Here is a 26,920-nt window from a genome sequence, read left to right on the forward strand (position 1 = left end):
GTTCTTCCGCAGGTCGAGGCCGCTGTAAAGCCCTGCCACTTCTTCGGCATAGCCATTGAACATCTGCGTGGGCCGCACATTGGGGCTGAACAGGCCGCTGGGCAGGCGCCGCTCACGTGCCTGGGTCCAGCGCGGGTGATCGACCTCGGGGTTGACGTTGGCATAGAAGCCATATTCATCCGGGGCAATCGCCTGCCAGGTGGTACGCGGCTGTTCTTCGACCAGGCTGATGCGCACGATCGACTTGATGCTCTTGAACCCATACTTCCATGGCACCACCAAACGCAACGGCGCGCCGTTCTGGTTGGGCAGTTCGCGCCCGTACATGCCGACGGCGAGAATGGCCAGCGGGTTCATCGCCTCATCCAGGCGCAAGCCTTCTATATAAGGCCAGTCGATCAGGGCAAAGCTTGAGCGCTGACCAGGCATGGTCTTCGGGTCCTGCAACGTTTCGAAGCGAATGTAGCGGGCCTTGGAGGTTGGCTCGACCTGCTTGAGCAGTGCCGAAATCGGAAAGCCCAACCAGGGGATGACCATCGACCAGGCCTCCACGCAGCGCAGACGATAGATGCGCTCCTCCAGCTGGTAGGGCTTCATGAAGTCTTCGAGGGCATAACGCCCGGGCTTGCCGACCTCGCCATCCACCACCACGGTCCAGGGTTCGGTTTTCAGGCTGCCGGCATTGGCCGCCGGATCACCCTTGTCGGTACCGAACTCATAGAAATTGTTGTAGTGGGTGGCGTCCTTGAATGGCGTGGTCGCCTCCCCCGGCGCGGTTACGGCTTGCCACTGGGTAGCGGCGAGCTTGTCGTTGAACCAGCCTGGCGCCCTGCCCGCCTCGACATCGGCATAGCGCGATGGATCGGCAGCACTGGCCCAGCGTGGCAGCGCGGTTGCCGCCAGGGCAGCCAGCGACCCACCAAGCATGGCGCGGCGAGAGACATAGAGAGATTCGGGGGTGACGTCCGATTCTTTGCAATCGGAGGCTTTGGGCAGCTTGATGAGCATGATGGCTCCGTAGAACTGGAGGACTGATGCACCAGTAGACTACGGAGCCCTAGCGAAATTACATCACTCGATGTTTTTCCGCCGACGCATGCGCAACAGGTATTGCACAGGACCGGAGGCCGCATAGCCGAGGAACACCAGCAGCAGGATGCGCGGCGGGTCACTGAAGACTACCGCGAACACCAGCACCACGGCGAGGATCGCTACGAACGGCACGCGCCCCTTGAGGTCCAGCTCCTTGAAGCTGTTGTACTTGATGTTGCTGACCATCAGCATACCGGCCGCCGCCACCAGCAGCGCCACCAGGAACGACAGCTTCGAGCCCTGGATGCCGTAGTCGCTGAAAGCCCAGACGGTACCAGCCACCACGCCGGCTGCCGCCGGGCTGGCCAGGCCGATGAAGTAACGCTTGTCGGCCTTGCCGACCTGGGTGTTGAAGCGCGCCAGACGCAGCGCGGCGCCAGCGACATAGATGAAGGCAACCATCCAGCCGACCTTGCCCATGTCACCCAAGGCCCAGCCGAAGGCCAGCAATGCCGGGGCGACACCGAAGGCAACCATGTCCGACAGCGAGTCGTACTCGGCACCGAAGGCGCTCTGGGTGTTGGTCATGCGTGCCACGCGGCCGTCCAGGCCATCAAGGACCATGGCGACAAAAATGGCGATGGCGGCGAAGGCGAAATACTTGCTCGCCTCGCGTGGATCACCCGCACTGAGGGCCGCCTGGGCACTCATGGAGTTGATGATCGAATAGAAACCGGCGAACAGGTTCGCAGTGGTGAACAGGTTGGGCAGCAGATAGATGCCGCGATGCCGAACCTTGCGTCCTTCGGCGTCATGCCCTTCTTCAACATGCTCATCGATCGGTAGCAGGCTTTCGGCGTCAGAGGCCTTGTTCGGCTCTTCGGGACGTTCGCTCATGGACATTACCTTGCAACGGTGTGGAAAGTTTCGACAGACGTCTGCGACGAGGGTTCGCCGACAAACGATGAAGCTTTATACCAGAAGCTGACCGCCTAAACGAAAAAACGCGGCCGAAGCCGCGTTTTCATCGCATCAGGACAAGATCAGTTCTTGGCCTTGTCGACGATTTTGTTCGCTGCGATCCAAGGCATCATCGAGCGCAGTTGCTCGCCGATGACTTCGATGCCGTGGGCAGCGTTGTTACGACGCTTGGCGGTCATCGAAGGGTAGCCGGTGGCGCCTTCGCTGATGAACATCTTGGCGTATTCGCCGTCCTGGATGCGCTTCAGAGCGTTGCGCATGGCCTGGCGGGATTCGGCGTTGATGACTTCTGGGCCGGTCACGTACTCGCCGTACTCGGCGTTGTTGGAGATCGAGTAGTTCATGTTGGCGATACCGCCTTCGTACATGAGGTCAACGATCAGCTTCAGTTCGTGCAGGCACTCGAAGTAGGCCATTTCTGGCGCGTAGCCCGCTTCAACCAGGGTTTCGAAACCGGCTTTGACCAGCTCGACGGTACCGCCGCAGAGAACGGCTTGTTCACCGAACAGGTCGGTTTCAGTCTCGTCCTTGAAGGTGGTTTCGATGATGCCGGTACGGCCGCCACCGACGCCCGCGGCGTACGACAGGGCAACGTTTTTGGCATTGCCGGAAGCGTCCTGGTAGATCGCGATCAGGTCAGGGATGCCGCCGCCTTTGACAAACTCGGAACGTACGGTGTGACCTGGCGCTTTTGGCGCGATCATGATCACGTCCAGGTCAGCGCGTGGAACGACCTGGTTGTAGTGGATGGCGAAACCGTGGGAGAAGGCCAGGGTGGCGCCTTTCTTGATGTTCGGCTCGACTTCGTTCTTGTACAGCTGGGACTGGAACTCGTCCGGGGTCAGGATCATGACCAGGTCGGCACCGGCAACAGCGGTCGCTACATCGGCAACTTTCAGGCCGTGAGCTTCGGCTTTGGCAACGGTGTTCGAACCTTTACGCAGACCGACAGTGACGTCCACACCGGAGTCTTTCAGGTTGCACGCCTGAGCGTGGCCCTGGGAGCCGTAACCGATGATGGCAACTTTCTTGCCCTGGATGATGGAAAGGTCACAGTCTTTGTCGTAATAAACTTTCATGAAAATACCCCTGTTATCTCGGCCCATAGGGCCATCGCTAATTTTTTGAGTTAGATGCTGAGCACTTTGTCGCCACGGGCAATGCCGGTAACGCCGCTGCGCACTGTTTCGAGAATGGACGCGGTACCGATGGCCTGAATGAAGCTGTCAAGCTTGTCGCTGGCGCCAGTCAGCTGAACGGTATAGACGCTGCTGCTGACGTCGACGATCTGCCCACGATAGATATCGGTGGTGCGTTTGATCTCCGCGCGCTGGGCGCCCGTGGCCTTGATCTTGACCAGCATCAGTTCACGTTCGATGTGCGCGCTTTCCGAGAGGTCGACCAGCTTGACGACTTCAACCAGCTTGTTCAGGTTTTTGGTGATCTGCTCGATCACCTCATCATGACCGACCGTGGTCAACGTCAGACGCGACAGGGTCGGGTCTTCGGTTGGCGCCACCGTCAGGCTTTCGATGTTGTAGTTACGCTGCGAGAACAGACCGACCACGCGAGACAAGGCACCGGGTTCGTTTTCCAACAGCAGGGAAATAATGTGCCGCATGATTAGGTACGCTCCGTCTTGCTCAGCCACATGTCGCGCATGGAGCCGTCTTTGATCTGCATCGGGTAGACGTGCTCGCTGTTGTCGACCTGGATATCGATGAACACCAGGCGGTCTTTCATGGCGAACGCTTCCTCGAGCTTGGGCTTGAGGTCTTTCAGGCTGGTGATGCGGATACCCACGTGACCATAGGCCTCGGCCAGCTTGACGAAGTCAGGCAGCGATTCCATGTAGGAGTGCGAGTGACGGCTGTTGTAGGCCATGTCCTGCCATTGGCGGACCATGCCCAAGACGCCGTTGTTCAGGTTGACGATCTTCACCGGCAGGTCGTACTGCAGGCAGGTCGACAGCTCCTGGATGTTCATCTGGATGCTGCCCTCGCCGGTAACGCAGGCAACGTCCTGGTCCGGGAAGTTCAACTTCACGCCCATGGCCGCCGGGAAACCGAAGCCCATGGTGCCCAGGCCGCCGGAGTTGATCCAGCGATTGGGTTTGTTGAAGCGGTAGTACTGCGCCGCGAACATCTGGTGCTGACCCACGTCGGAGGTAACAAAGGCATCGCCCTTGGTCACTTCGCAGAGGGTCTCGATCACGGTCTGCGGCTTGATCACGCTGCCGTCGCCCTTGTCGTAAGGGAACATGTCGCGATCGCCACGCCATTCTTCGATCTGCTTCCACCAGGCGTCCATGGCGGCTTTGTCTGGCTGCTCGCCGATTTCGCGCAAGGTCGCGACCATTTCGCTCAGCACGCTCTCGACCGGGCCAACAATCGGCACGTCGGCCTTGATGGTCTTGGAGATCGACGCCGGGTCGATGTCGATGTGGATAACCTTGGCGTTCGGGCAGAACTTGGCCGGGCCGTTGACCACGCGGTCGTCAAAGCGCGCACCGACAGCGAAAATCACGTCAGCGTGGTGCATGGCCAGGTTGGCGGTGTAGCTGCCGTGCATGCCGAGCATGCCGAGGAACTGGCGATCGGTACCCGGATAGCCGCCCAGGCCCATCAAGGTATTGGTGACCGGCAGGTTGAGCATCTGCGCAACTTCGGTCAGGGCTGCAGAGCCGCCGCCGAGGATCACGCCGCCACCGGCATAGACCACTGGACGCTTGGCAGCCAGCAACATCTCGGCAGCCTTGCGGATCTGCCCCGAGTGGCCACGAACAGCCGGGCTGTAGGAACGCATCTTGACCTTTTTGGGGTAGACGTATTCGAACTTTTCCGCAGGGTTGGTCATGTCTTTGGGGATATCGACCACGACCGGGCCCGGGCGACCGGATTGCGCCAGATAGAAAGCTTTTTTCAGGATTTCAGGAATTTCCGAAGCGTGTTTGATCATGAAGCTGTGCTTCACGATCGGCCGGGAAATACCGATCATGTCGGTTTCCTGGAAGGCATCGGTACCGACCATGGTGCTTGGCACCTGACCGGAGAGGATGACCATCGGAATGGAGTCCATGTACGCGGTGGCAATACCGGTGATGGCATTGGTCGCGCCAGGGCCCGAGGTCACCAGTACCACGCCGGCCTTGCCGGTGGCACGGGCGTAACCGTCCGCCATATGGGTTGCGGCCTGCTCGTGACGAACCAGGATGTGGCTTACTTCCGGTTCTTTGAACAGGGCATCGTAAACATGAAGGAGAGCACCACCAGGGTACCCGTAGATGTGCTTAACGCCTTCGTCACGCAAAAAGCGGACGACCATCTCAGCGCCAGATAAAAGCTCCACGTTGTTCACCTCTAAAACGCCAGAATACCGTCCACGGTGGACGGGTCTTAATAGGTTTACTGCCAAGCAGAGCATGAGCGACGAAATCGCCGACTACGTCAGCACTGACTGAGCAAGTATTGGGAGCGCCCCAAAGTGTTGCGGGGTTTTCCCACCCAGCGCGAGGTAACGCGTTGCGGGGTGTAACAGGTCGGCGCGGGTGTGCGCCTCATGATCTGCTTAGCGGGTCTGCTTCTGGCAGTCCCTCTACAGCGGAATCTGGATTCTTCTTTTTCGGCGCGCGCAAGTCAAGAAAAATTATTGCCAATTTCGCCCAAGGACTATCTACAGCCACCACTAATACCAGTGACAGCAGCAGAAATACTAACAATACAAACAAAAAGAGCCACAATCTGTGGCTCCAAGGGTGAAAAGAGGGAAATTCAGGCAGAAGGACTGATCAAACGGTCAAACTCTGCTAGCAGCCTGCGTAGCTCGCGGCTTTGCTCCGGGCGGTCGACGTATACCGTTTCAGCCATGACCAGGATCCCGGAGGCATTTGGCAGCGCCAGTCCGTTCTCGAGAATCACTTTCATTCTTGGCAGGAAAATCCACTGCAGCCACTGATCGAAGTTCATGCTGTCGACCGCAAAGGGCACTGTGCTTGCCAGCGCCTCGGGGCTTGGCGGCTGCTCGCTCCACCAGCCCTGGACGTGCAGCTCGCGCTCGATCAACAGCAGGTGATCGGCGATATCGAGGATGCGTTGATCCATTACAGGTTGACCTGGGCTTTCTGCCGGGCCAGCGCTGCACCGGCCGAGTCACCCTGCTTCTCGCGCGACTGGGCAATGATGTTCCACAGCCCGGCCTGCAGGTCGGGGCGACCGTTGGCGTAGGTCAGCGCGCGGCGCGCCAGTTGCTCGGACTGCGCAGCATCGCCCTGGGCCAGGCGTACCTGGGCCAGACGGTAAAGCACCTGCGGCTCACGTGGGGCAATGCGCTGGGCACGCTCCAGGCTCGACGAAGCGCCGTTGTAGTCGCCGCCGCTCTGCTGTTGCTGGGCGGTGGTCAGCAGCGCCAGCACCGGGCCGTCGAGCTGTTCGTCAGCCGACAGGCCACCGCTGGCAGCGCTGGAGCGCGGAATGCCGCTCGGCGCACTCGGCGCGCTGGTGCTCGGCATGGTGTAGCTGCCGGCGTTGGTCGAGCTACTGTCGAACGGCGTCGTACTGCTCGGGCCCGGAGTAATGGGGCCGGTGCTGATCGGCGCGGCGCCGGTGGCCGCCGGGAAGGTCTGGATCGGCGCGGCGCCGGAACCCTGCGGGACCATGACCATCACCCCGGAGTCCTGCGGCACGGCTTGCGCCTGGCGCGTACCGTTATTGACCTGCGCCGGCGCGCCACGGTTGGCCGTAACCCGCTCGCTGTTGGAGACCCGGGTACTGGAGTCGACCACGGGAATGGAGCCGCGCGGATTGCTGGCGCAGCCATTGAGCAAAGCCAGCGCCGTCAAGGCTGGAAACCACCACTTGTTCACTGCACACCCTCTCTAGGCTAATGCTTAATTCATCCAACCCTTGACCCAGTCCATGACGGACTCGGCAGGATCCGGCTCACCGCCACAGGCGGCCCCGGCCGGCGGTTCACTTCCGCGAATATACGGCATCTGCACGGCGCCCGGGCAACTGGCGTCCGAGCCCTGGCCGCTATGCGGATCGATCCAGGCCTGCACCACGTTGTCGGGCAGCGGCATGTCCAGTGGCAGCGGGTCGGCCTTGCGCATGAAACTGGTCCAGACCTGCAGCGCACCGGTGGCTCCGGTAAATGGCGTTTTACCGTTGTCGTCACGCCCCAGCCACACCACTGCCAGCAAATCCTGGCTGAAGCCTGCGAACCAGCTGTCACGGGAATCGTTACTGGTACCGGTCTTGCCCGCCAGGTTCAACGAGCTTGGCAGCACACTGTAGACCGAACGCCCGGTACCTTCGCGCATGACCCGCTGCATGGCGTTCTGCACCAGATAAATGGCGCCCGGATCGAAGGTTTGCTGGATCTGGAACGGATAGCGCTTGAGCGGCTCGCCTTCGGCAGTCAGCACGCTGCGAATACCGCGCATCGGCGTGTTGAAGCCGCCATTGGCCAGGGTCTGGTACATGGTTGCGACTTGCATCGGCGACATGCCGCCGGCGCCGAGCATCATCGACGGGAACGCCGGCCAGTCGACGTTGACGCCCAGCCGGCCGATGGTTTTCAGTACGTTCGGCACGCCCAGTTCCAGGCCGAGCTTGGCGGTCGACAGGTTGTAGGAGTTGGCCAGGCCCTGATACAGATAAATGGTGCCGTGGGAACGACGGTCGTAGTTCTGCGGCTTCCATACCTGGCCATCGGCGCCTTTGACCGAGAACGGCTCGTCCTGCACCCACGTGGTCAGGGTGTATTTGCTCGGTTTTTCCAGGGCGGTCAGGTACACCGCCGGCTTGACCAGCGAGCCGATCGGCCGTACCGCGTCGATCGCGCGGTTGAAACCAGCAAAACCTGCCTGGCGGCTACCGATCAGGGCCTGGACTTCGCCGGTCTCCGGGTTGGTTACAACCATCGCCGCTTCGACTTCATCGGCGCCCTTGCGCCCGGCCAGACGCTTGAAGGTCTCGGCCATGGCCGCTTCGGATTTCATCTGCAGGATCGGATCGAAGCTGGTGAAGATGCGCAGGCCTTCTTCGGTCAAGTCTTCGTCACGATAGTCCTGGCGCAGCTGGCGTTTGACCAGGTCGAGGAAGCCCGGGTAGGAGCTGTCGGCCAGGCTGCCGCGCTTGGTCACACCCAGTGGCATTTTCTTCGCTGCTTCCACCGCTTCCGGGGTGGCCACGCCCTGTTCGGCCAGCAGGTCGAGCACCAGGTTACGCCGCACCGTCGCCCGCTCCGGGTAGCGCCGCGGGTTGTAATAGGAAGGGCCCTTGACCATGCCGACCAGCAAGGCGATCTGGTGCAGCTTGAGCTCCGACAGCGGCTGGCTGAAGAAGAACTGGCTGGCAAGGCCGAAGCCGTGCACCGCACGCTGGCCGTCCTGGCCGACGAACACTTCGTTGAGGTAGGCCTCGAGGATTTCGCGCTTGTCGTAATGCAGCTCAAGCAACAGGGCCATCATCGCTTCATTGAGCTTGCGGCTGAGGCTGCGTTCGTTGGTCAGGTAGAAGTTCTTCACCAACTGCTGGGTCAGGGTACTGCCGCCCTGGCGCATGGCGCCGGACGAGGTGTTGACCCACACTGCCCGGGCAATCGACTTGGGCGACACGCCGAAGTGGTGATAGAAGTCGCGATCTTCCACGGCCACCAGGGTTTCCAGCAGGTACGGCGGCACCTGGTCGATCTTGATCAGGATCCGGTCTTCGAGGTTTTTCGGGTACAGGCCGCCGATCAGCAGCGGCTCAAGGCGCACCACGTCGAGTTTCGAGCCGTTGGCGCCACTGAGCCCGGCAACATAGTCGCCAGAGAAGCGCACGCGCACCGCTTGTGCGCTTTCCATGCCTTCATAGAACTGAAAGCCACGGGTATTGAGATCGACGGTATTGCCGTTGACCGCCGCCGCACCCGGGCCATTGGCGACGCTTTCACGGCGATAGCCGAGGGCATCGAGCTCGATGAGGAAGTCGGCCTTGCTCAGCTTCTGGCCGACGAACAGCTCCAGCGGCCGGGCATACACCTTGGCCGGGATGGTCCAGCGCTTGCCGGAGAATTTCTCCTGGACCACGGCATCGAGGTAAATGGCATAGCCCGCCACCAGCACAAGGCCGACCAAGCTGAGCTTGAAGGCCCAGCCCAGCCAGGCACGCGAGCGGCCAGACGGGCGTTTTTTAGCGGTACGGGGGGATCGGGATCGAGTCATGGCGGCGGATTATACGCACTTTATCAATCATCGACAGGCGCCCTCCGGCGGTTTGCACCAGCCCCGCTTGCGGCCATAATGGCCGATTCGAATCTCCGACCCAGAAGGATCGCCCGTGAGCCAAGCCTTGATCACAGCCCTGCAGAATCCCGCCCTGTTCCCTCACCCGGTGAAGGCATTTCAGGTCATCGAGACGCATATCTCCTGGGTGCTGCTCACCGGTGACTATGCCTACAAGATCAAGAAGCCGATGAACTTCGGTTTCCTCGATTTTACCGAGCTGTCCCAGCGTGCCCACTTCTGCGCCGAAGAGCTGCGCCTGAACCAGCGCCTGACCGACGACCTGTACCTGGAAGTACTGCCGATCACCGGCAGCGCCGAAGCGCCCCAACTGGGCGGCGAAGGCGAGCCGATCGAATACGCGCTGAAAATGCGCCAGTTCCCCCAGAGCCAGATGCTCAGCACCCTGCAGGCCAACAGCGAACTGACCGCCGCGCACATCGATCAGATGGCCGAGCAGATCGCCCGCTTCCACCTGGCTGCGCCAAAAGTTGCCGTCGAGCATCCGCTGGGCACGCCGGACAGCGTCATGGCCCCGGTCGAGCAGAACTTCGAGCAGATTCGCCCGTTCCTTTCCGACAAGGCCGACCTGCAGCAGCTCGATGCCCTGCAAGCCTGGGCCCAGGACAGCTTCAAGCGCCTGCATGGCCTGCTCGAGCAGCGCAAGGCCGAAGGTTTCATTCGCGAATGCCACGGTGACATCCATCTGGGCAACGCCACCCTGATCGATGGCAAGGTGGTGATTTTCGACTGCATTGAATTCAACGAGCCGTTCCGCCTGACCGACGTCTACGCCGATGCCGCGTTCCTGGCCATGGACCTCGAAGACCGCGGGCTGAAATCGCTGTCGCGCCGCTTCGTCAGCCAGTACCTGGAACTCACCGGTGACTACGCCGGCCTGGAACTGCTGAACTTCTACAAGGCCTACCGTGCCCTGGTGCGGGCCAAGGTCGCCCTGTTCAGCATGCCGGCCAACGCCGATGCGGTGCAGCGCGCCACTACCCTGCGCACCTACCGCAACTATGCCAACCTGGCGGAAAGCTACAGCGCCATCCCTTCGCGCTTTCTGGCCATCACCCATGGTGTGTCTGCAGTCGGCAAGAGCCACGTGGCCATGCGCCTGGTCGACGCCCTGGGCGCCATTCGCCTGCGTTCGGACGTCGAGCGCAAGCGCATGTTCGGTGAGCAAGCCAGCGCCAATGCCGGTCAGTTGCAAGCCGGCATCTATAGCGAAGACGCCAGCCAGGCCACCTACCAGCGTCTGCACCAGCTGGCCGAAACCATCCTGCGTGCTGGCTTCCCGGTAGTTATCGACGCCACCTACCTCAAGCACGAGCAGCGCCAGGCCGCCGCCGGCGTTGCCAGCGAAACCGGCGTGCCGTTCCTGATCCTCGACTGCAACGCCCCGGATGCGGTGATCGCTAGCTGGCTGGCCCAGCGTCAGGCCGATCAGAACGATCCGTCGGATGCCACCCTGGACGTGGTCAAGGCGCAACAGGCCAGCCGTGATCCGCTCAGCGCCGAAGAGCTGCTGCAAAGCAAGCGCGTGGAAACCAACGAAAGTGGCAGCCTCGACCTGTTGGTCAAGCAGATCCGCCAGCGCCTGCCCGGGCTCTGATACCACCCAGGACGTGAAGCAGTCGACAGTTCACGCCTGATTCCGGGCGCCCCCTTGATGATGGCACTATAGTGTCACCACAAGTGCAAACAAGGAGGCGCCTCATGAATCAGCCACGGCAACTGGACAGCGCGCTGTATGCGCTGGTGCATGACGAACAGATCGCCAGTTTCAATCGCGAGAAACCCAAGGATGGCACCGTCGACTTTCGTGGCGGCGATTTTCGCGGGCTCGACCTGCGCGAGCTGGACACCACCGGCATCGACTTCACCGATGCTTACTTTCGCGCCTCCGACCTGCGCGGCCTGGACCTGCGTCACAACGGCCTGGAAGGCGCAAGCCTGGCCCATGCGCAGATTTCCGGCACCTACTTTCCCAGCGAACTGAGCGCCGACGAGATTCTCATGTCGGTCAACTTCGGCACCCGCCTGCGCTACCGCACACGCTGACAGCAACCTTCGAAACCCCCGCCGGCCGTGGCCTGGCGGGGGCTTTCGGCTACCCGTCGGCACATGGATGGCAAAACGCCGCGTATTTCCCAAGTGCCGCTACACTGCTCATTGACCTGCCGCGATTACTAAATCAAGACCCGTTCAGCCGTCGCAAGGAGGCTTGATGAACGATGAACTCCAGCATCTGAAAAACCTTGGCAAGACTTCTGCGCAGTGGCTGCATGCGGTCGGCATCCACAGTGCTTCGGATCTACGCCGGCTGGGTGCGGTCAACGCCTACAAGGCCGTCCGTACCCGGGGTTTCCGGGCCTCGAAGGTGCTGCTGTACGCGATTGAAGGCGCCTTGCTTGATGTGCACTGGAACGATATTCCGGCTGAACGCAAGGAAGCCCTGAACCAGCAACTCGACGGCAAAATTGCCGTACAGAAAAATAATCGGGAATTTTGAATCACGACGCTTGACTACGAAATGAGAATCGTTATGATTATCACAACTGGTCGCGAGACTGGTTGGGTAACCTGAAAGCCCCTGGTTCGGACTCTCAGATTATCTCCTCATCAGGCTAATCACGGTTATTGACCCGGCACTTTGCCGGGTCTTTTTTTGCCTGGGCTTTTTACTCGCCCTTACGCATCTGCGCGCAGTAGTCCTGCTCCGGTAAGGCCGGGGTGTACCAGACATAATCAGCCATCTGCGCATCAACCCCCTGCCCCACTTCGGCGAGCATCAACACCTGCGTGCCGGCTTCGGCGCCCAGGTCGGCCAAATGCAAGGGCACGCCGATGTCCTTGCGCACGTGATAGCCACCGGCTAACAGCAACGCTGGCTGTGGCGCGGCCAGCAGGCGCTCGGCCATACGCCGGTCGCGCTGTTGCTGAACCGCCAGCATCGCCGGCAACTGGCTTTCGGGCAGCAGGCCGCAATGGGACTCCCGGACTTGCTCCAGCAGCACGGCCCGGACCTTGGCGGCGGTCGAGCGCTCACCTTTCAATGGTGGCGGCTGGCGATAGAGGCTGCGCACCTCCTCGGTGTCGAGGTTGGCGGCCAGCAACGGGTTAGGCTGGCCCAGGGCCTCGCGGACGATCGGTCCGTACAGGGCCCAATCCCAGCCTTGCTGCCAGCCAAGCGCCAGCGGCAGATCGGCCGGCAAGGCCTGCTGCTTCAGCGCATCGACCTTGGCTTGCTGCACCGGCTGCAGCATCTCCAGCAGCAGGCTGCCCTGCGGCCGTTGCCCCTGCAGGGCGCGCAGCAGCCACAACTGCAGGGCATGGTGGTCGGGGTTGTCGTGTTTCTCGCCTACCAGCAGCCGCGGCGCCTGCGCCAGCCGCTCCAGCAGTTGCGCGGGCGTCAACAGGCGCCCGCTGCTCAGCTCACGAATCTGCCCAAGCTCGGCATGCTCGCGGCCTTCGGGGCTTTGCCAGGCGGGCAATGGCGGTACTTCGGCCCGGGACTGGCAGCCGGCGAGCCCCCAGACCAGCAACAGCAACAATGCGGGCAAGCGGGGACAACGCATGGGCGGTACTCCTAACGGGCGATGATCAGCGGGTGCCCCCGCTCGGGGTGAGGCTGGACCAGCACATCGATGCCGAACACCGCCTTGAGCGAATCGGGGCGCAATACCTGCTGCGGGGTATCCAGGGCATGGCTGCGGCCCTGTTCGAGCAAGAGGATACGATCACAGTAGCGTGCCGCCAGGTTCAGGTCATGAAGGATGACCATCACCGCGGCGCCGCGATCGGCGAATTCGCGCACCGCTTGCAAGGTGGTGTGCTGGTGCAGCGGGTCGAGCATCGAGGTCGGCTCGTCGAGCAGCAGGATGCGCCCGTCTTCGCCTGGCCACAGCTGCGCCAGTACCCGCGCCAGGTGCACGCGCTGACGCTCGCCACCAGAGAGCGCCAGATAGCTGCGCCCGAGCAGGTGGCCGGCATCGGCCGCCTGTAGGGCCGCGTCGATGATCTGCTGGTCGCGCTCAAGACCGGTTTTATGCGGCAAGCGACCCATGCCGACCACTTCTTCGACCTTGAAGGCAAAGCCCAGACTGGACACCTGCGGCAGCACCGCCAGGCGCTGGGCCCGCTGCTGCCCGGGCCAGTCGCACAGCCCGCGGTCATCCAGGCTCACCCGTCCGTGGCTGGGATTCAACTCACCGCACATCACCCCGAGCAGGCTGCTTTTACCGGCACCGTTGGGGCCCAGCACGCCCAGTACCTGGCCGGGCTGCAGGGCCAGGCTGATATCGCTGAGGACCTGGTTTTCGCCACGGCGCAGCGACAGGTTTTCGACACGCAGCATCAGGCACGCCCCCGCAACAGCAGATAGAGGAAGAACGGCGCACCGATGAACGCGGTAACGATACCGATCGGCAGCTCCGCAGGTGCCAGCGCCAAGCGCGCGATCAGGTCGGCGAACAGCAACAGCGAGGCCCCGGCCAACAAAGATGCCGGCAGCAATACGCGGTGGTCCGGCCCGGCCAGCAAACGCACCAGGTGCGGCACCACCAGGCCGATAAAGCCGATCAGCCCCGCCGCCGCCACTGCCGCGCCCACCCCCAGCGCCGTGCAGAACACCAGTTCGCGCTTGAGCTTCTCGACCTCGATGCCCAGGTGGCGGGCTTCGGACTCGCCCAGCAACAAGGCATTCAAGGCCTGGGCCCGGCGTGGCAGCCACAGCGAGACCCCCACGGTCACCAGCACCAGCGGCCACAGGCGCTGGTAACTGGCGCCATTGAGGCTGCCCAGGTTCCAGAACGTCAGGGTGCGCAAGGTGGCGTCATCGGCCAGGTAAGTGAACAGCCCTACCGCCGCGCCGGCCAGGGCGGTCAAGGCGATGCCGGCAAGGAGCATGGTCGCCACATTGGTCTGGCCATCGCGCCGGCCCAGGCGATACACCAGCGCCGTCACCCCCAGGCCACCAAGAAATGCACACAGCGATAACAGATAAGGGCCGAAGGCCTCGGGAATACCGCCCATCCACGAGCCGCCGACAATCGCCACTGCCGCACCGAGCGCGGCACCCGCAGACACCCCGACCAGGCCGGGGTCGGCCAGCGGGTTGCGAAACAGCCCCTGCATCGCCACCCCGGACAGCGCCAGCACGGCACCCACGGCCAACCCCAGCAGGGTCCGTGGCAAGCGGATCTGGCCGAGGATCAGCTCGGCCTGCTCCAGCCCGTCGCCGGCCACCGGCAGCCCGATCAACCGGGCTCCGGCGCGCAGGGTATCGAACAACGGCAGGCTGACCGGCCCCAGCGCCAGCGACAACCAGATCGCCAACAGGCACAGCAGCGTCAGGGTGACGAACAGCGTGCGCGGCTTGACCAGCCGGTTCATTGCGCGGTCGGGTAAAAGGCGTGGGAAAGGTTCTGCAAGGTAACCGGCAGACGCGGGCCGAGCCCCCCCACCAGCAAAGTCGGGTCCAGTTCGATCAGGCGTTTGTTACGGGCGGCGCGCGAAGCATTCAGGGCCGGGTTTTCCTTGAGCAGCGCCTGCAAGGCCTGCTCACCGCTGAGGCTGCGGTCGGCGAACACCAGCACATCCGGGTCAAGGGCTGCCAAGGCCTCGACAGAGAAGTTCTTGTAGCCTTCGTTATCTGCCAGGTTGCGCGCACCGGCCTGTTTGAGCAGCCAGTCGCCAGCAGTGCCTTTGCCGGCGATCATCGGTTTGGAGCCGGCATGACCGACCAGCAGAATCACTCCGGGAGCGGCCTGGGTGGTTTGCAGTTGCTTGATCTTGCCCTGCAGCTCATCGAGTTGCTGGCGGTAGTCGGCGAACAGTTGCCGGGCTTGTTGCTCATTGCCGAGCAAGCGCCCCAGTTGCTGCAGGTTGCTTTCCACCGCACCCAGGGCGGCCTTGCTCGACAGCAGTTCGACCTTGACCCCGGCGCCGCGGATTTGCGCGAGCACCGGCGGCGGGCCCATTTCTTCGGTGCCCACCAGCACATCCGGACGCAGGCTCAGCACCCCTTCGGCGGACAGCTGGCGCTGATAACCGATACTCGGCAAGGCCTTGAGCGATTGCGGATGCTGACTGGTGGTATCGACCCCGACCAGCTTCTGCTCACCGCCCAGCGCCGCCACCCACTCGCTCAGTGCCCCACCGGCGCTGACCCAGCGCTGCGGCAAGGTGTCGGCCTGGGCCAGGGTGTTGAACACAAGACCGGCACACAGGGGCGATCAGGCGGGCACGTGGGCGCATAACAGGCTTCCTTGAATGAGGAGGAGCGGCAATCCGGGTGGATAATGCCGGGGACGCACGGTATAAAGCGTCCGATACGGCTGATGCAGGCAATTTGATAATTATTTGCATTTGCACGTCAAGCCGTCACTGTGACTTCGAGTAACCCTCACCATGCATTTTCTTTGTCATTCCGAGCACCTGGGCGAAGGCCAGAGCCGAGGCTTCAGTGTCAATGACCTGGGGATTTTCGCGGTCCGGCGTGCGGGCACAGTCTACCTGTACCGCAATCAATGCCCTCATCGTGGCATCCCCCTGAATTGGGAACCTGACGCCTTTCTCGACAGCAGCGCCAGCCTGATTGCCTGCGGGCGCCACGGCGCGCTGTTTCTGATCGAGTCCGGCGAATGCGTGGCCGGCCCTTGCGAGGGCGAGCAATTGACGGCCCTGAACTGTCGCGAAGACAGCCAGGGCATCTGGCTTATCGACTGAGCAACACCGGCAAAGGCCGATCGATATAAACCTGTTCGCCATCGATCCGCGTGCCGTAGGCAAGCACTTCGACGCCATCGGCCACCGCTGCGCGCAGGGCATCGGCATAGGCGCTGTCGATCTCGTCGGCAGGGCGTACGGCTTCGACCCCGCTGAGGTTCACACAATATAGCTGCACCGCGCGCACACCCTGGCGGGCCAGGGTCGCCAGCTCGCGCAGGTGCTTGGCACCGCGCTGGGTGACGGCGTCAGGGAAGGCGGCGACTGCCGAGTCGTCAAAGCCCAGGGTGACGCTCTTGACCTCGACATAGGCCGGCCCTTCGGCAAACTCCAGGCGAAAATCCACCCGGCTGCTCTCCTCGCCGTAAGCCACTTCGCGCTTGAGCCCGGTAAACCCGGCCAGTTCGCTGATGACGCCAGCACGCAAGGCTTCTTCCACCAGCGCGTTGGCGCGCCCGGTGTTGACACAGGCCAGGCGCCCCTGCGGGGTTTCACTGATTTCCCAGGTGCCGGGCAGCTTGCGCTTAGGGTCGTTGGAGCGGCTGAACCAGACCTGGCCGCCCTCGACCATGCAATTGAACATCGAGCCGGTATTGGGGCAATGGATGGTCATTTGCTCGCCGCTGGCCAGTTCGATGTCAGCCAGGAAGCGCTTGTAGCGGCGCAGCAAACGTGCGGTTTCAAGGGGTGGAGAAAAGCGCATCAGCCTTGCCAGCTCCGTAGTCCGCGGGCAATCCGCTCGACCGCCTCCTGCAGGCGCGGCAAGCTCTGGGTGTAGGCAAAGCGCACATGGTGCCCGGCCTGGTGGCGACCGAAGTCCAGGCCCGGGGTGAAGGCCACGTGCTCGGTTTCGAGGAAGTGCCGGCAGAAGGCAAAGGCATCGCCGCCAAAGGCGCTGATGTCGGCGTACAGATAAAAGGCACCCTGTGGCTCTACGGCTATCTTGAAGCCCAGCTCACGCAAGGCCGGCAAGAGGAAATCGCGGCGGCGGGCGAACTCGGCCCGACGTTCTTCGAGAATCGCCAGGGTGCCAGGCTGGAAACACGCCAGGGCGGCATGCTGGGCCATGCTCGGGGCACTGATGTAGAGGTTCTGCGCCAGCTTTTCGAGGTCAGCCACCGCAGCCGGTGGCGCCACCAGCCAGCCCAGGCGCCAGCCGGTCATGCCGAAATACTTGGAAAAACTATTCAGGACGAAGGCTTCGTCGTCGACTTCCAGCACGCTCGGTGCATCCATGCCGTAGGTCAGGCCGTGGTAGATCTCGTCCACCACCAAATGGCCGTTACGCGCGCGGGTGGCAGCCGAGAGGCTTGCCAGCTCATCGCGATCGAGCACCGTGCCGGTGGGGTTGGCAGGTGACGCCACCAGGGCGCCGACGGTGTCCTGGTCCCAGTAGCGCTCGACCAGGTCGGCGGTGAGTTGGTAATTGGCCTCGGGGCCGACCGGCACCAGTTGTGCGGCGCCTTCGACCAGGCGCAAAAAATGCCGGTTGCACGGGTAGCCCGGGTCGGCCAGCAGCCAGTGCTTGCCCGGGTCGACCAACAGGCTGGCGGCCAGCAGCAAGGCGCCGGAACCGCCCGGGGTGATGAGGATGCGCTGCGGGTCGATGCTCAGCCCGTAGCGCTGCTGGTAGAACCCGGCAATCGCTTCGCGCAGCGCCGGCAGCCCGCGGGCAGCGGTATAACGGGTATGCCCCTGGGCCAGTGCGGCCTGGCCGGCCTCGATGATCGGCGCGGCGGTGGTGAAATCCGGTTCGCCGATTTCCAGGTGGATCACGTCGCAGCCGCTCGTTTGCAGCTCGTTGGCGCGGGCCAGCAGGGCCATCACGTGGAAAGGTTCGATGGCGCGGCTGCGCGCACTGTAGGGCTGGGCCATTAGCCTTCTCTCAAAAGGGTCTAGAATAATGATTCTACCCACGCGCGGGGTCGAACGTGTGGCAAAAGCTGCGGTCCACTGCAAAGATCATCAAGGCCAGGTAGCGTTGCCCTGGCCTTGACAACCGGGAGTAGCGCACCCCGATTCGATCTGGTAAGTTCGGCGGCTCGCAGTCGCAGGGCCGGCGGGCGCCGGAGATGGAGCAGCCTGCGCAATGGATTAGAAAAGTGAGAGGCGGTCTATTCATGTCCACCCTAGAAAAGCAAAAAACTCAGACCATGTACGGTGTCGAGCCCTATCAGGTAACCAAGGGTGAAGAGTACATGGGCGATCCCATGCGCAAGCACTTCGTCAAACTCCTGGGTGCCTGGAAGCAGGAGCTGATGACCAGTGTGGACCGGACTGTGGACCACATGAAGGACGAGGCGGCCAATTTCCCGGACCCCGCCGACCGCGCCAGCCAGGAAGAAGAATTTGCCCTTGAACTGCGCAACCGCGATCGCGAGCGCAAGCTGATCAAGAAAATCGACAAAACCCTGCAGAAGATCCAGGACGAAGAATACGGCTGGTGCGACGCCTGCGGCGTTGAAATCGGTCTTCGCCGACTGGAAGCCCGCCCTACCGCGGACCTGTGCTTTGACTGCAAGGAAATCGCGGAGAAGAAAGAAAAAACGGTCGGCAAAGGCTGATCCTTCTCCCATCCGAACGGGGCGCATCAGGCGCCCCGTTTCATTTTCATACCTGCTCGCCATGAACGACTCCCGCTACATCGGACGCTTCGCCCCCACGCCCAGTGGATTTCTGCACTTTGGTTCGCTGGTCGCGGCCCTGGCCTCGTGGCTGGATGCCCGGGCAGTCGGCGGCACCTGGCTGGTGCGCATGGAAGACATCGACCCGCCCCGCGAAGCTCCCGGCGCCCAGGCCGCCATTCTGCAAACCCTGGAAAGCTACGGCCTGGAATGGGACGGCGAGGTGGTCTACCAAAGCCAGCGCCACGCGGCCTATGCCGAAGTGCTCGAGCGCCTGTTCCGCCAGGGCCTGGCCTACGCCTGCACCTGCTCGCGCAAGCAACTCGAAGGCTACAACGGCGTTTACCCGGGCCTGTGCCGCAATGCCGCGCATGCCTGCGAAGGCGCCGCCATCCGCGTGCGGGTGCCGGAGCTGGCCTACCATTTCGATGACCGCGTGCAGGGCCGTTTCGAACAGCACCTGGGCCGTGAGGTGGGTGACTTTGTCATTCGCCGTCGCGATGGCCTGTACGCTTATCAACTGGCGGTGGTGCTTGATGATGCCTGGCAGGGTGTGACCGATATCGTGCGCGGCGCCGACCTGCTGGATAACACCCCGCGCCAGCTGTACCTGCAGGAACTGCTGGGCCTGTCGCAGCCGCGTTACCTGCACGTGCCGCTGATCGTGCAGCCTGACGGGCACAAGCTGGGCAAGTCCTACCGCTCGCCACCACTGGCCGCCGACCAGGCCACGCCCCTGCTGCTGCGCGCCCTGCGCGCACTGGGGCAAAAGACCGAAGCAGGCATGGAGTACGGTACCCCGGGCGAAGTGCTGGCGCATGCCGCATTGCACTGGAACCCCGACGCCCTGCCCCGGTGCCTGAGCGTGCCCGAGGCCGATCTGCACTGATCCCTGGGGGGCCCGGCCCCACAGAAAGCCCAGTAAATTCAATTCTTTGGCAAAAACCCACAAGCCCGTTACCATCGCCGCAGCCATTTGCGCCAATAATAAGTCCAAGCCGCAGCGCCCTAACCTTTGAGGCCAGCATGTATATCTATCGTTTGGTCCTGCTTCTGGTCGTGGGGATCTACCTGTTCTCCCCGGCCATCATGGACTGGTGGATCGAGCCAACCGGAGCCTGGTATCGCCCTTACCTGCTCTGGCTGATCCTGATCGTCGTGACCTTTATCCTGCAGAGCCAACGTGATGCCGATGAGCTTTAGCCTGACCCAGATGATCCTGATCAGCGCCGCCTACCTGCTGGTGCTGTTCGGCGTGGCCTGGGTCAGCGAACGCGGGATGATCCCGCGCTCGATCATCCGCCACCCGCTGACCTACACCCTGTCGCTGGGCGTCTATGCCAGTGCCTGGGCCTTTTATGGCTCGGTGGGCCTGGCCTACCAATACGGCTACGGCTTTCTCGCCTGTTACCTGGGGGTGTCCGGGGCCTTTCTGCTGGCACCGGTGCTGCTGTACCCGATCCTGAAGATCACCCGCACTTACCAATTGTCGTCGCTGGCCGACCTGATCGCCTTCCGCTTTCGCAGTACCTGGGCCGGGGCGCTGACCACCATCTTCATGTTGATCGGCGTGCTGCCGCTGCTGGCCCTGCAGATCCAGGCGGTGGCCGACTCGATCAGCATTCTGACCGGCGAACCGGTCAAGGCGCGGGTCGCCTTTGCCTTTTGCGCATTGATCACCCTGTTCACCATTTTCTTCGGTTCGCGGCACATCGCTACCCGGGAGAAACACGAGGGCCTGGTGTTCGCCATTGCCTTCGAATCGGTGATCAAGCTGCTGGCCCTCGGCGGCATTGGCCTGTATGCGCTGTACGGCGTGTTTGGCGGCCCGCATGAGCTGGAAGTCTGGCTGCTGCAGAACCAGACCGCCCTCGCCGCCCTGCACACCCCCTTGCAGGAAGGCCCATGGCGCACGCTGCTGCTGGTGTTCTTCGCCTCGGCCATCGTCATGCCGCACATGTACCACATGGCCTTTACCGAAAACCTCAACCCGCGCTCGCTGGTCAGCGCCAGTTGGGGCCTGCCGCTGTTCCTGCTGCTGATGAGCCTGGCGGTGCCATTGATTCTCTGGGCCGGCCTGAAAATGGGCGCCAGCACCAGCCCGGAATACTTCACCCTGGGCCTGGGCATCGCCGCCAACAACCAGGCACTGGCGCTATTGGCCTATATCGGTGGGCTCTCGGCCTCCAGCGGGCTGATCATCGTCACCACCCTGGCGCTTTCGGGCATGGCCCTCAACCACCTGGTGCTGCCGCTGTACCAGCCACCGGCCGAGGGCAACATCTACCGCTGGCTGAAATGGACCCGGCGGGCGCTGATCGTCGCCATCATCGCCGCCGGTTTCGGCTTCTACCTGACCCTGGGCAGCCAGCAGGACCTGGCCAACCTCGGCATCGTCGCCTTCGTCGCCACCTTGCAGTTCCTGCCGGGCGTGCTCTCGGTGCTGTACTGGCCGACCGCCAACCGCCGCGGCTTCATTGCCGGCCTGCTGGCGGGGATCCTGGTGTGGATGGTGACCATGCTGTTGCCGCTGGTGGGCAACCTGCAAGGCTTCTACATCCCGCTGCTGAACATGATCTATGTGCTCGACGACACCAGTTGGCACATGGCTGCGATCGCCTCGCTGGCCGCCAACGTGCTGCTGTTTACCCTGATCTCGCTGTTCACCAACGCCAGCAGTGAAGAAGTCAGCGCCGCCGAGGCCTGCGCGGTGGATAACGTGCGCCGCCCGCAGCGCCGTGAGCTGCACGCGGCCTCGCCGCAGGAATTCGCCACGCAACTGGCCAAGCCGCTAGGTGCCAAGGCTGCGCAGAAGGAAGTGGAACAGGCCCTGCGCGACCTCTACCTGCCTTTCGACGAGCGCCGCCCGTATGCCCTGCGCCGCCTGCGCGACCGCATCGAGGCCAACCTGTCGGGGCTGATGGGCCCGAGTGTGGCCCAGGACATGGTCGAGACCTTCCTGCCCTACAAGTCCGGTAACGAAAACTACGTGACCGAAGACATCCACTTCATCGAAAGCCGCCTGGAAGACTACCACTCGCGCCTGACCGGCCTTGCCGCCGAGCTCGATGCCCTGCGCCGTTACCACCGCCAGACCCTGCAGGAGTTGCCGATGGGCGTCTGCTCGCTGGCCAAGGACCAGGAGATCCTGATGTGGAACAAGGCCATGGAAGAGCTCACCGGCATCCCCGCCAAGCGCGTGGTCGGCTCGCGCCTGACCACCATTGCCGACCCCTGGCGCGGCCTGCTTTTGGGCTTCATCAACGTGCCGGATGAACACCTGCACAAACAACGCCTGGGCCTCGATGGCCAGACCCGCTGGCTGAACCTGCACAAGGCGGCCATCGACGAGCCACTGGCACCGGGTAACAGCGGCCTGGTGCTGCTGGTTGAAGACCTCACCGAAACCCAGGCTCTGGAAGACAAGCTGGTGCACTCCGAGCGCCTGGCCAGCATTGGCCGCCTGGCTGCCGGGGTGGCCCACGAGATCGGCAACCCGGTCACCGGTATCGCCTGCCTTGCACAGAACCTGCGCGAAGAGCGCGAAGAAGACGGCGAGATCACCGAACTGAGTAGCCAGATCCTGGAGCAGACCAAGCGCATCTCGCGCATCGTCCAGTCGCTGATGAGCTTTGCCCATGCCGGCAGCCACCAGCACAGCGACGAGCCGGTGTGCCTGGCCGAAGTGGCCCAGGACGCCATCGGTCTGCTGGCCTTGAACCGGCGCAATTTCGAAGTACAGTTCTTCAACCTGTGCGACCCGGACCACTGGGTCGAGGGCGACCCGCAACGCCTGGCCCAGGTGCTGATCAACCTGCTGTCCAACGCCCGCGACGCCTCCCCGCCCGGCAGTGCCGTGCGGGTCAAGAGCGAAGCCAGCGAGCATACCGTCGACCTGATCGTCGAGGACGAAGGCAGCGGCATCCCGAAAAACATCATGGATCGTCTGTTCGAACCCTTCTTCACCACCAAGGACCCGGGCGAAGGCACCGGACTGGGGCTTGCTCTGGTCTATTCCATCGTGGAAGAGCATTATGGACAAATCACCATCGACAGCCCGGCCGATAGCCAGAGCCAACGCGGCACCCGGATCCGAGTGACCCTGCCGCGCCATGTCGTAGCGACGTCCGCTGTGAACTGAGACCGTCGAGAGAATTGAATCAATGCCGCATATTCTGATCGTCGAAGACGAAACCATCATCCGCTCGGCGTTGCGCCGATTGCTCGAGCGCAACCAGTACCAGGTCAGCGAGGCCGGCTCGGTGCAGGAAGCCCAGGAACGCTTCAGCATTGCGACCTTCGACTTGATTGTCAGCGACCTGCGCCTGCCCGGCGCACCGGGCACCGAACTGATCAAGCTCGGCCAGGGCACGCCGGTGCTGATCATGACCAGCTACGCCAGCCTGCGCTCTGCCGTCGACTCGATGAAAATGGGCGCGGTGGACTACATCGCCAAGCCGTTCGATCACGACGAAATGCTCCAGGCCGTGGCGCGCATCCTGCGTGACCGGCAGAACGCGCCGGCCGCCCCGGCCGAGCGCGGCAACGGCAAGGCGGTGCCCGGCGACAAGGCGGCCAGCACTGCAGCCAACGGCGAGATCGGCATCATCGGTTCCTGCCCGCCGATGCAGGACCTGTACGGCAAGATCCGCAAGGTTGCGCCAACCGATTCCAATGTATTGATCCAGGGCGAGTCGGGTACCGGTAAAGAGCTGGTGGCCCGCGCCCTGCACAACCTCTCGCGGCGCGCCAAGGCGCCGATGATCTCGGTGAACTGCGCGGCGATTCCCGAGACCCTGATCGAATCGGAACTGTTCGGCCACGAGAAAGGCGCCTTTACCGGTGCCAGCGCCGGTCGTGCCGGCCTGGTCGAAGCCGCCGATGGCGGTACGCTGTTCCTCGACGAAATCGGCGAACTACCGCTCGAAGCCCAGGCCCGCCTGTTGCGCGTGCTGCAGGAAGGCGAGATTCGCCGGGTCGGCTCGGTGCAATCGCAAAAGGTCGATGTGCGCCTGATTGCCGCGACCCACCGCGACCTTAAGAACCTGGCCAAGGTCGGCCAGTTCCGCGAAGACCTTTACTACCGCCTGCACGTCATCGCCCTCAAGTTGCCGGCCCTGCGCGAGCGGGGCGCCGACGTCAACGAGATCGCCAATGCCTTCCTCGCTCGCCAGAGTGCGCGCGTGGGGCGTAACGACCTGCGCTTTGGCCACGACGCCGAGCAGGCGATCCGGCATTACTCCTGGCCAGGTAACGTGCGCGAGCTGGAAAACGCCGTGGAGCGTGCGGTAATCCTCTGCGAGAGCCCGGAAATTTCCGCCGACCTGCTGGGCATCGACATCGAACTGAGCGATCTCGAAGACGACGATCCGTTTGCCGGCCTGCCGGGTACCGGCAGCAATGCCAGCAACACCAGCCACGAGCCGACTGAAGACCTGTCGCTGGAGGACTACTTCCAGCATTTCGTCCTCGAGCACCAGGACCACATGACCGAGACCGAGCTTGCACGCAAACTCGGAGTCAGTCGCAAGTGCCTGTGGGAACGTCGTCAGCGCCTGGGTATCCCGCGGCGCAAGAGCGGGGCCACCAGCGAAGGCTGAGGCGTTTCAGCAGTTTTCGACGGTGGGCGGCGGTAACACTGTCACCTTGCGACAAACTGTTACCGCAGCACGAAGTCGTAACAAAAACCGGGGCTTACGGTAACGAAGCCCCGGTTTTTTTTCGCCCCGCGAACCCCGCAAAACCGCTCCAAGCCCTTGTTTTACTGGGCTTTGCAAAAGTTGGCACGGCACCTGCTATATGTTTGGTACAAGAACAATAACAAGCACTGCAAAAGACAATAAAAATAAGACGAATCGGCTCACGCACAATAAGAACAAGACGGCGGAGGCGCAGCTAACTGATTCTTTTGGAGAGGAGTTGTATTTGGGGCTTGCCCCACAACCAGGCAGAGAACAATAAAAACTGCACTCAAGCAGGGCCTGAACTGGTTGGATCGCATGATCATTGCAACCTCAGCGACCAAAGCAATCCGTTTGCTCTTGATCCCGGTTAGGGAGACCGCCCACAAGCTTTTTTTGTGGGCAGGGCACTCAACAAAAACAAGAAGCCCGGCAAAAAAACAATAAGAGCACGCAACTACTTCTTGGGGAGCTTCGGCTCCCCTTGTAGTTTCTGCCGCCCCAGCCTGCCCGCGCGTCGTCCGACGCGACCGCCTACACCATCCACCGAGTAAATGCTAGAATCCCCGCCCATCATGCGGCCATTCTTCGTTTTTGGCCGAACATTCCTTCAAACAGTGCATCCCATGCTGAAGAAGCTGTTCCAGTCATTCCGTCCTACCGTGCGTGGCCAGCACCATATCCGCACCACGCCCGAAGTGATCAATAGTGGTCAACATTCGCTGCAACGTGGCCAGTTCAGCCGCCACGCGGTGAACATCGTCGAGCGCCTGCAAAACGCTGGCTACCAGGCCTACCTGGTCGGTGGCTGCGTACGCGACCAGCTCCTGGGCATCACCCCCAAGGACTTCGACGTCGCCACCAGCGCCACCCCTGAACAGGTCCGCGGCGAATTTCGTAACGCCCGTATCATCGGTCGCCGTTTCAAGCTGGTTCACATCCATTTCGGCCGTGAAATCATCGAAGTCGCCACCTTCCGCGCCAACCACCCGGAAAGCGAAGAAGAGAACAGCCATACCTCGTCGCGTAACGAGAGTGGGCGAATTTTGCGCGACAACGTCTACGGCACCCTGGAAGAAGACGCCCAACGCCGCGACTTCACCATCAACGCCCTGTATTACGATCCGGTCAGCGAGCGCATCCTCGACTACGCCAACGGCGTACACGACATCCGCAACCGCCTGATTCGCCTGATCGGCGACCCGACCCAGCGCTACCAGGAAGACCCGGTGCGCATGCTGCGTGCTGTGCGTTTCGCCGCCAAGCTCAACTTCGGTATCGAGAAGCACACCGTGCAGCCGATTCGCCAACTGGCACCGATGCTGCGCGAGATCCCGGCGGCGCGCCTGTTCGAAGAATCGCTCAAGCTGTTCCTCTCCGGGCAGGCTGCCGACACCTTTGAAATGCTCGTCGACCTGGAGTTGTTCAACCCGCTGTTCCCGGCCAGTGCCGAAGCGCTCGAAGAACACCCGACCTACACCCACACCCTGATCAGCCAGGCTTTGATCAACACCGACCTGCGTGTCAAGCAGGGCAAGCCGGTGACTCCGGCCTTCCTGTTCGCCGCGATGCTCTGGCCAGCCCTGCCGGGTCGCGCCCTGCGCCTGCAGAGCCGTGGCATGCCGCCGATCCCGGCGATGAACGAAGCCGCCCACGAGCTGATCGCCGAACAATGCCAGCGCATTGCGATCCCCAAGCGCTTCACCATGCCGATCCGCGAGATCTGGGACATGCAGGAGCGCCTGCCACGGCGCAGCGGCAAGCGTGCCGACCTGTTGCTCGACAACCCGCGTTTCCGCGCCGGTTACGACTTCCTGCTGCTGCGTGAAAGCGCGGGCGAAGAAACCGATGGCCTCGGCCAATGGTGGACTGACTACCAGGACTGCAACGACAGCGAGCGCCGCGACATGATTCGTGAGCTCGGCAGCCGTGACGAAGGCGCCGGTGCCGGCCCGCGCAAACGCAAGCGCAGCCCGAGCAAGCGTAAGCGCGCCGACGGCGCTGCAGGCGAGTAACCGATGGTCCGCGCCTTCATTGGCCTGGGCAGCAACCTGGCCGATCCCGAGCAGCAATTGCGCAGCGCCGTCGAGGCGCTGGGGCAGTTGCATGAAAGCGCCCTGGCCGGGGTTTCGGCTTTCTACAGCAGCGAATCGCTATCGCCCGGGCAGCCGCGCTACACCAACGCCGTGGCAGCGCTGGATACCGCCCTCGCGCCGCTTGAGCTGCTCGATGCGCTGCAGGCCATCGAGGCCGATCAGGGCCGCGAGCGCAAAGAGCGCTGGGGCCCGCGCACCCTCGACCTGGATATCCTGCTGTACGGCGACCAGGTCATCGATGTGCCACGCCTGAAAGTGCCGCATTACCACATGCAGGCGCGACCGTTCGTCCTCTACCCGCTGGCCGAGCTGGTACCCGAAGACTTCTGCCTGGCCGATCAAAGGCCCCTGTCCCAATTACTGGCAGATTGCCCGTTCGTCGGCCTCGAGCGCCTGTAGCCGGGCGCTCCCCCAGCCGGTAACGCCCGTAACAGCGCATTAGTAACAATGCGGTAACAGGGTAATTGACTTCAGCCCCCTCGCTCACGACTATAGGCGTCCCGT

25 protein-coding genes (1 of these 25 running past the window's edge) are annotated in these 26,920 nt (G+C 62.7%); 11 read left to right on the forward strand and 14 right to left on the reverse strand.

The genetic code is table 11. The features are described 5' to 3' along the window. From msrP to mrcB, 8 genes are all read right to left on the reverse strand, one after another. Nucleotides 1–1,008: the 5' portion of a protein-methionine-sulfoxide reductase catalytic subunit MsrP gene (gene msrP / locus ACZ9A3_RS19805; protein ID WP_195885053.1), read on the reverse strand. The gene continues 6 nt to the left of window position 1, outside the view; 1,008 of the gene's 1,014 nt are visible here — the first part of the coding sequence; its start codon is at nt 1,006–1,008; its stop codon lies off the left edge, out of view. Nucleotides 1,009–1,071: 63 nt separating this feature from the next. Beyond that, the gene (pssA, locus tag ACZ9A3_RS19810) at nt 1,072–1,929 is read right to left on the reverse strand and encodes a CDP-diacylglycerol--serine O-phosphatidyltransferase (RefSeq protein ID WP_010223018.1); all 858 of its coding nucleotides are present in this window, start codon (nt 1,927–1,929) and stop codon (nt 1,072–1,074) included. A gap of 146 nt (nt 1,930–2,075) precedes the next feature. After that, the gene (gene ilvC, locus ACZ9A3_RS19815; RefSeq protein WP_045199667.1) at nt 2,076–3,092 is read right to left on the reverse strand and encodes a ketol-acid reductoisomerase; all 1,017 of its coding nucleotides are present in this window, start codon (nt 3,090–3,092) and stop codon (nt 2,076–2,078) included. A gap of 50 nt (nt 3,093–3,142) precedes the next feature. Continuing rightward, nucleotides 3,143–3,634 carry an acetolactate synthase small subunit gene (ilvN, locus tag ACZ9A3_RS19820; RefSeq protein ID WP_010223016.1) on the reverse strand — a complete coding sequence of 164 codons (492 nt, stop codon included), beginning with the start codon at nt 3,632–3,634 and terminating at the stop codon, nt 3,143–3,145. A 2-nt stretch (nt 3,635–3,636) separates the two neighbouring features. Next, the gene (locus ACZ9A3_RS19825) at nt 3,637–5,361 is read right to left on the reverse strand and encodes an acetolactate synthase 3 large subunit (protein WP_195885054.1); all 1,725 of its coding nucleotides are present in this window, start codon (nt 5,359–5,361) and stop codon (nt 3,637–3,639) included. Nucleotides 5,362–5,783: 422 nt separating this feature from the next. After that, entirely contained in the window at nt 5,784–6,113 is a 330-nt protein-coding gene (locus ACZ9A3_RS19830; protein ID WP_476253044.1) for a YqcC family protein, read from the reverse strand. Then, a complete protein-coding gene (locus tag ACZ9A3_RS19835; protein WP_123565188.1) occupies nt 6,113–6,874 on the reverse strand; it encodes a tetratricopeptide repeat protein in 762 nt (253 codons plus the stop codon). The genes ACZ9A3_RS19830 and ACZ9A3_RS19835 overlap by 1 nt, the downstream gene beginning before the upstream one ends. A gap of 24 nt (nt 6,875–6,898) precedes the next feature. Further along, nucleotides 6,899–9,220 carry a penicillin-binding protein 1B gene (gene mrcB / locus ACZ9A3_RS19840; protein WP_476253045.1) on the reverse strand — a complete coding sequence of 774 codons (2,322 nt, stop codon included), beginning with the start codon at nt 9,218–9,220 and terminating at the stop codon, nt 6,899–6,901. Nucleotides 9,221–9,335: 115 nt separating this feature from the next. On the opposite strand from mrcB, the gene ACZ9A3_RS19845 reads away from it, so the two are divergent. The 3 genes from ACZ9A3_RS19845 to ACZ9A3_RS19855 all read left to right on the forward strand — a co-directional run bounded on the left by ACZ9A3_RS19845 (nt 9,336) and on the right by ACZ9A3_RS19855 (nt 11,798). After that, the gene (locus ACZ9A3_RS19845; protein WP_045199676.1) at nt 9,336–10,898 is read left to right on the forward strand and encodes a bifunctional aminoglycoside phosphotransferase/ATP-binding protein; all 1,563 of its coding nucleotides are present in this window, start codon (nt 9,336–9,338) and stop codon (nt 10,896–10,898) included. A 104-nt stretch (nt 10,899–11,002) separates the two neighbouring features. Next, nucleotides 11,003–11,347: a pentapeptide repeat-containing protein gene (locus ACZ9A3_RS19850; RefSeq protein ID WP_045199678.1), complete on the forward strand. Its 345-nt coding sequence runs from the start codon at nt 11,003–11,005 to the stop codon at nt 11,345–11,347. 166 nt (nt 11,348–11,513) lie between these two features. After that, nucleotides 11,514–11,798, forward strand: coding sequence for a TfoX/Sxy family protein (locus ACZ9A3_RS19855; RefSeq protein WP_045199681.1), 285 nt, complete (start codon nt 11,514–11,516; stop codon nt 11,796–11,798). 169 nt (nt 11,799–11,967) lie between these two features. On the opposite strand, the gene ACZ9A3_RS19860 is transcribed toward ACZ9A3_RS19855, so the two are convergent. Genes ACZ9A3_RS19860 through ACZ9A3_RS19875 form a run of 4 tightly spaced genes read right to left on the reverse strand, consistent with a single transcriptional unit; the run spans nt 11,968 to nt 15,516 of the window. Further along, the gene (locus ACZ9A3_RS19860; RefSeq protein ID WP_476253046.1) at nt 11,968–12,864 is read right to left on the reverse strand and encodes a ChaN family lipoprotein; all 897 of its coding nucleotides are present in this window, start codon (nt 12,862–12,864) and stop codon (nt 11,968–11,970) included. Between the two features lie 11 nt (nt 12,865–12,875). Next, on the reverse strand, nt 12,876–13,643 hold the full coding sequence (locus ACZ9A3_RS19865) for a heme ABC transporter ATP-binding protein (RefSeq protein ID WP_093379355.1): 768 nt from the start codon (nt 13,641–13,643) through the stop codon (nt 12,876–12,878). Beyond that, on the reverse strand, nt 13,643–14,626 hold the full coding sequence (locus ACZ9A3_RS19870; RefSeq protein ID WP_176794317.1) for a FecCD family ABC transporter permease: 984 nt from the start codon (nt 14,624–14,626) through the stop codon (nt 13,643–13,645). Before ACZ9A3_RS19870 ends, ACZ9A3_RS19865 begins: the two co-directional genes overlap by 1 nt. 50 nt (nt 14,627–14,676) lie before the next feature. Next, nucleotides 14,677–15,516, reverse strand: a complete 840-nt coding sequence (locus ACZ9A3_RS19875; RefSeq protein WP_476253346.1) for a heme/hemin ABC transporter substrate-binding protein — start codon at nt 15,514–15,516, stop codon at nt 14,677–14,679. Nucleotides 15,517–15,697: 181 nt separating this feature from the next. Between ACZ9A3_RS19875 and ACZ9A3_RS19880 the strand changes: the two genes are divergently transcribed. Then, nucleotides 15,698–16,015, forward strand: a complete 318-nt coding sequence (locus ACZ9A3_RS19880; protein ID WP_401292641.1) for a Rieske (2Fe-2S) protein — start codon at nt 15,698–15,700, stop codon at nt 16,013–16,015. On the opposite strand, the gene sfsA is transcribed toward ACZ9A3_RS19880, so the two are convergent. Both sfsA and ACZ9A3_RS19890 read right to left on the reverse strand, forming a co-directional pair. Then, nucleotides 16,005–16,718 carry a DNA/RNA nuclease SfsA gene (gene sfsA, locus ACZ9A3_RS19885; RefSeq protein WP_045199693.1) on the reverse strand — a complete coding sequence of 238 codons (714 nt, stop codon included), beginning with the start codon at nt 16,716–16,718 and terminating at the stop codon, nt 16,005–16,007. The genes ACZ9A3_RS19880 and sfsA overlap by 11 nt on opposite strands. Further along, nucleotides 16,718–17,890 carry a pyridoxal phosphate-dependent aminotransferase gene (locus tag ACZ9A3_RS19890; protein ID WP_476253047.1) on the reverse strand — a complete coding sequence of 391 codons (1,173 nt, stop codon included), beginning with the start codon at nt 17,888–17,890 and terminating at the stop codon, nt 16,718–16,720. The genes sfsA and ACZ9A3_RS19890 overlap by 1 nt, the downstream gene beginning before the upstream one ends. Nucleotides 17,891–18,135: 245 nt before the next feature. Between ACZ9A3_RS19890 and dksA the strand changes: the two genes are divergently transcribed. From dksA to folK, 7 genes are all read left to right on the forward strand, one after another. Continuing rightward, nucleotides 18,136–18,579: an RNA polymerase-binding protein DksA gene (gene dksA, locus ACZ9A3_RS19895; protein ID WP_045199697.1), complete on the forward strand. Its 444-nt coding sequence runs from the start codon at nt 18,136–18,138 to the stop codon at nt 18,577–18,579. 61 nt (nt 18,580–18,640) lie between these two features. Further along, a complete protein-coding gene (gene gluQRS, locus ACZ9A3_RS19900) occupies nt 18,641–19,528 on the forward strand; it encodes a tRNA glutamyl-Q(34) synthetase GluQRS (RefSeq protein ID WP_093379345.1) in 888 nt (295 codons plus the stop codon). Nucleotides 19,529–19,665: 137 nt separating this feature from the next. Beyond that, nucleotides 19,666–19,842 carry a hypothetical protein gene (locus ACZ9A3_RS19905; RefSeq protein WP_003250005.1) on the forward strand — a complete coding sequence of 59 codons (177 nt, stop codon included), beginning with the start codon at nt 19,666–19,668 and terminating at the stop codon, nt 19,840–19,842. Beyond that, complete coding sequence (locus ACZ9A3_RS19910) at nt 19,826–22,780, forward strand: sensor histidine kinase (protein ID WP_176794212.1); 2,955 nt, start codon at nt 19,826–19,828, stop codon at nt 22,778–22,780. The genes ACZ9A3_RS19905 and ACZ9A3_RS19910 overlap by 17 nt, the downstream gene beginning before the upstream one ends. A 22-nt stretch (nt 22,781–22,802) precedes the next feature. Then, nucleotides 22,803–24,239 (forward strand): sigma-54-dependent transcriptional regulator, encoded by a 1,437-nt coding sequence (locus tag ACZ9A3_RS19915; protein ID WP_258608100.1) that lies wholly within the window; start codon nt 22,803–22,805, stop codon nt 24,237–24,239. Nucleotides 24,240–24,946: 707 nt separating this feature from the next. Next, the gene (locus ACZ9A3_RS19920; protein ID WP_045199703.1) at nt 24,947–26,335 is read left to right on the forward strand and encodes a polynucleotide adenylyltransferase PcnB; all 1,389 of its coding nucleotides are present in this window, start codon (nt 24,947–24,949) and stop codon (nt 26,333–26,335) included. 3 nt (nt 26,336–26,338) lie between these two features. Continuing rightward, complete coding sequence (folK, locus tag ACZ9A3_RS19925; RefSeq protein WP_093379337.1) at nt 26,339–26,815, forward strand: 2-amino-4-hydroxy-6-hydroxymethyldihydropteridine diphosphokinase; 477 nt, start codon at nt 26,339–26,341, stop codon at nt 26,813–26,815. Nucleotides 26,816–26,920: the final 105 nt, after the last annotated feature.

The organism is Pseudomonas sp. TE4620, from assembly GCF_056279045.1.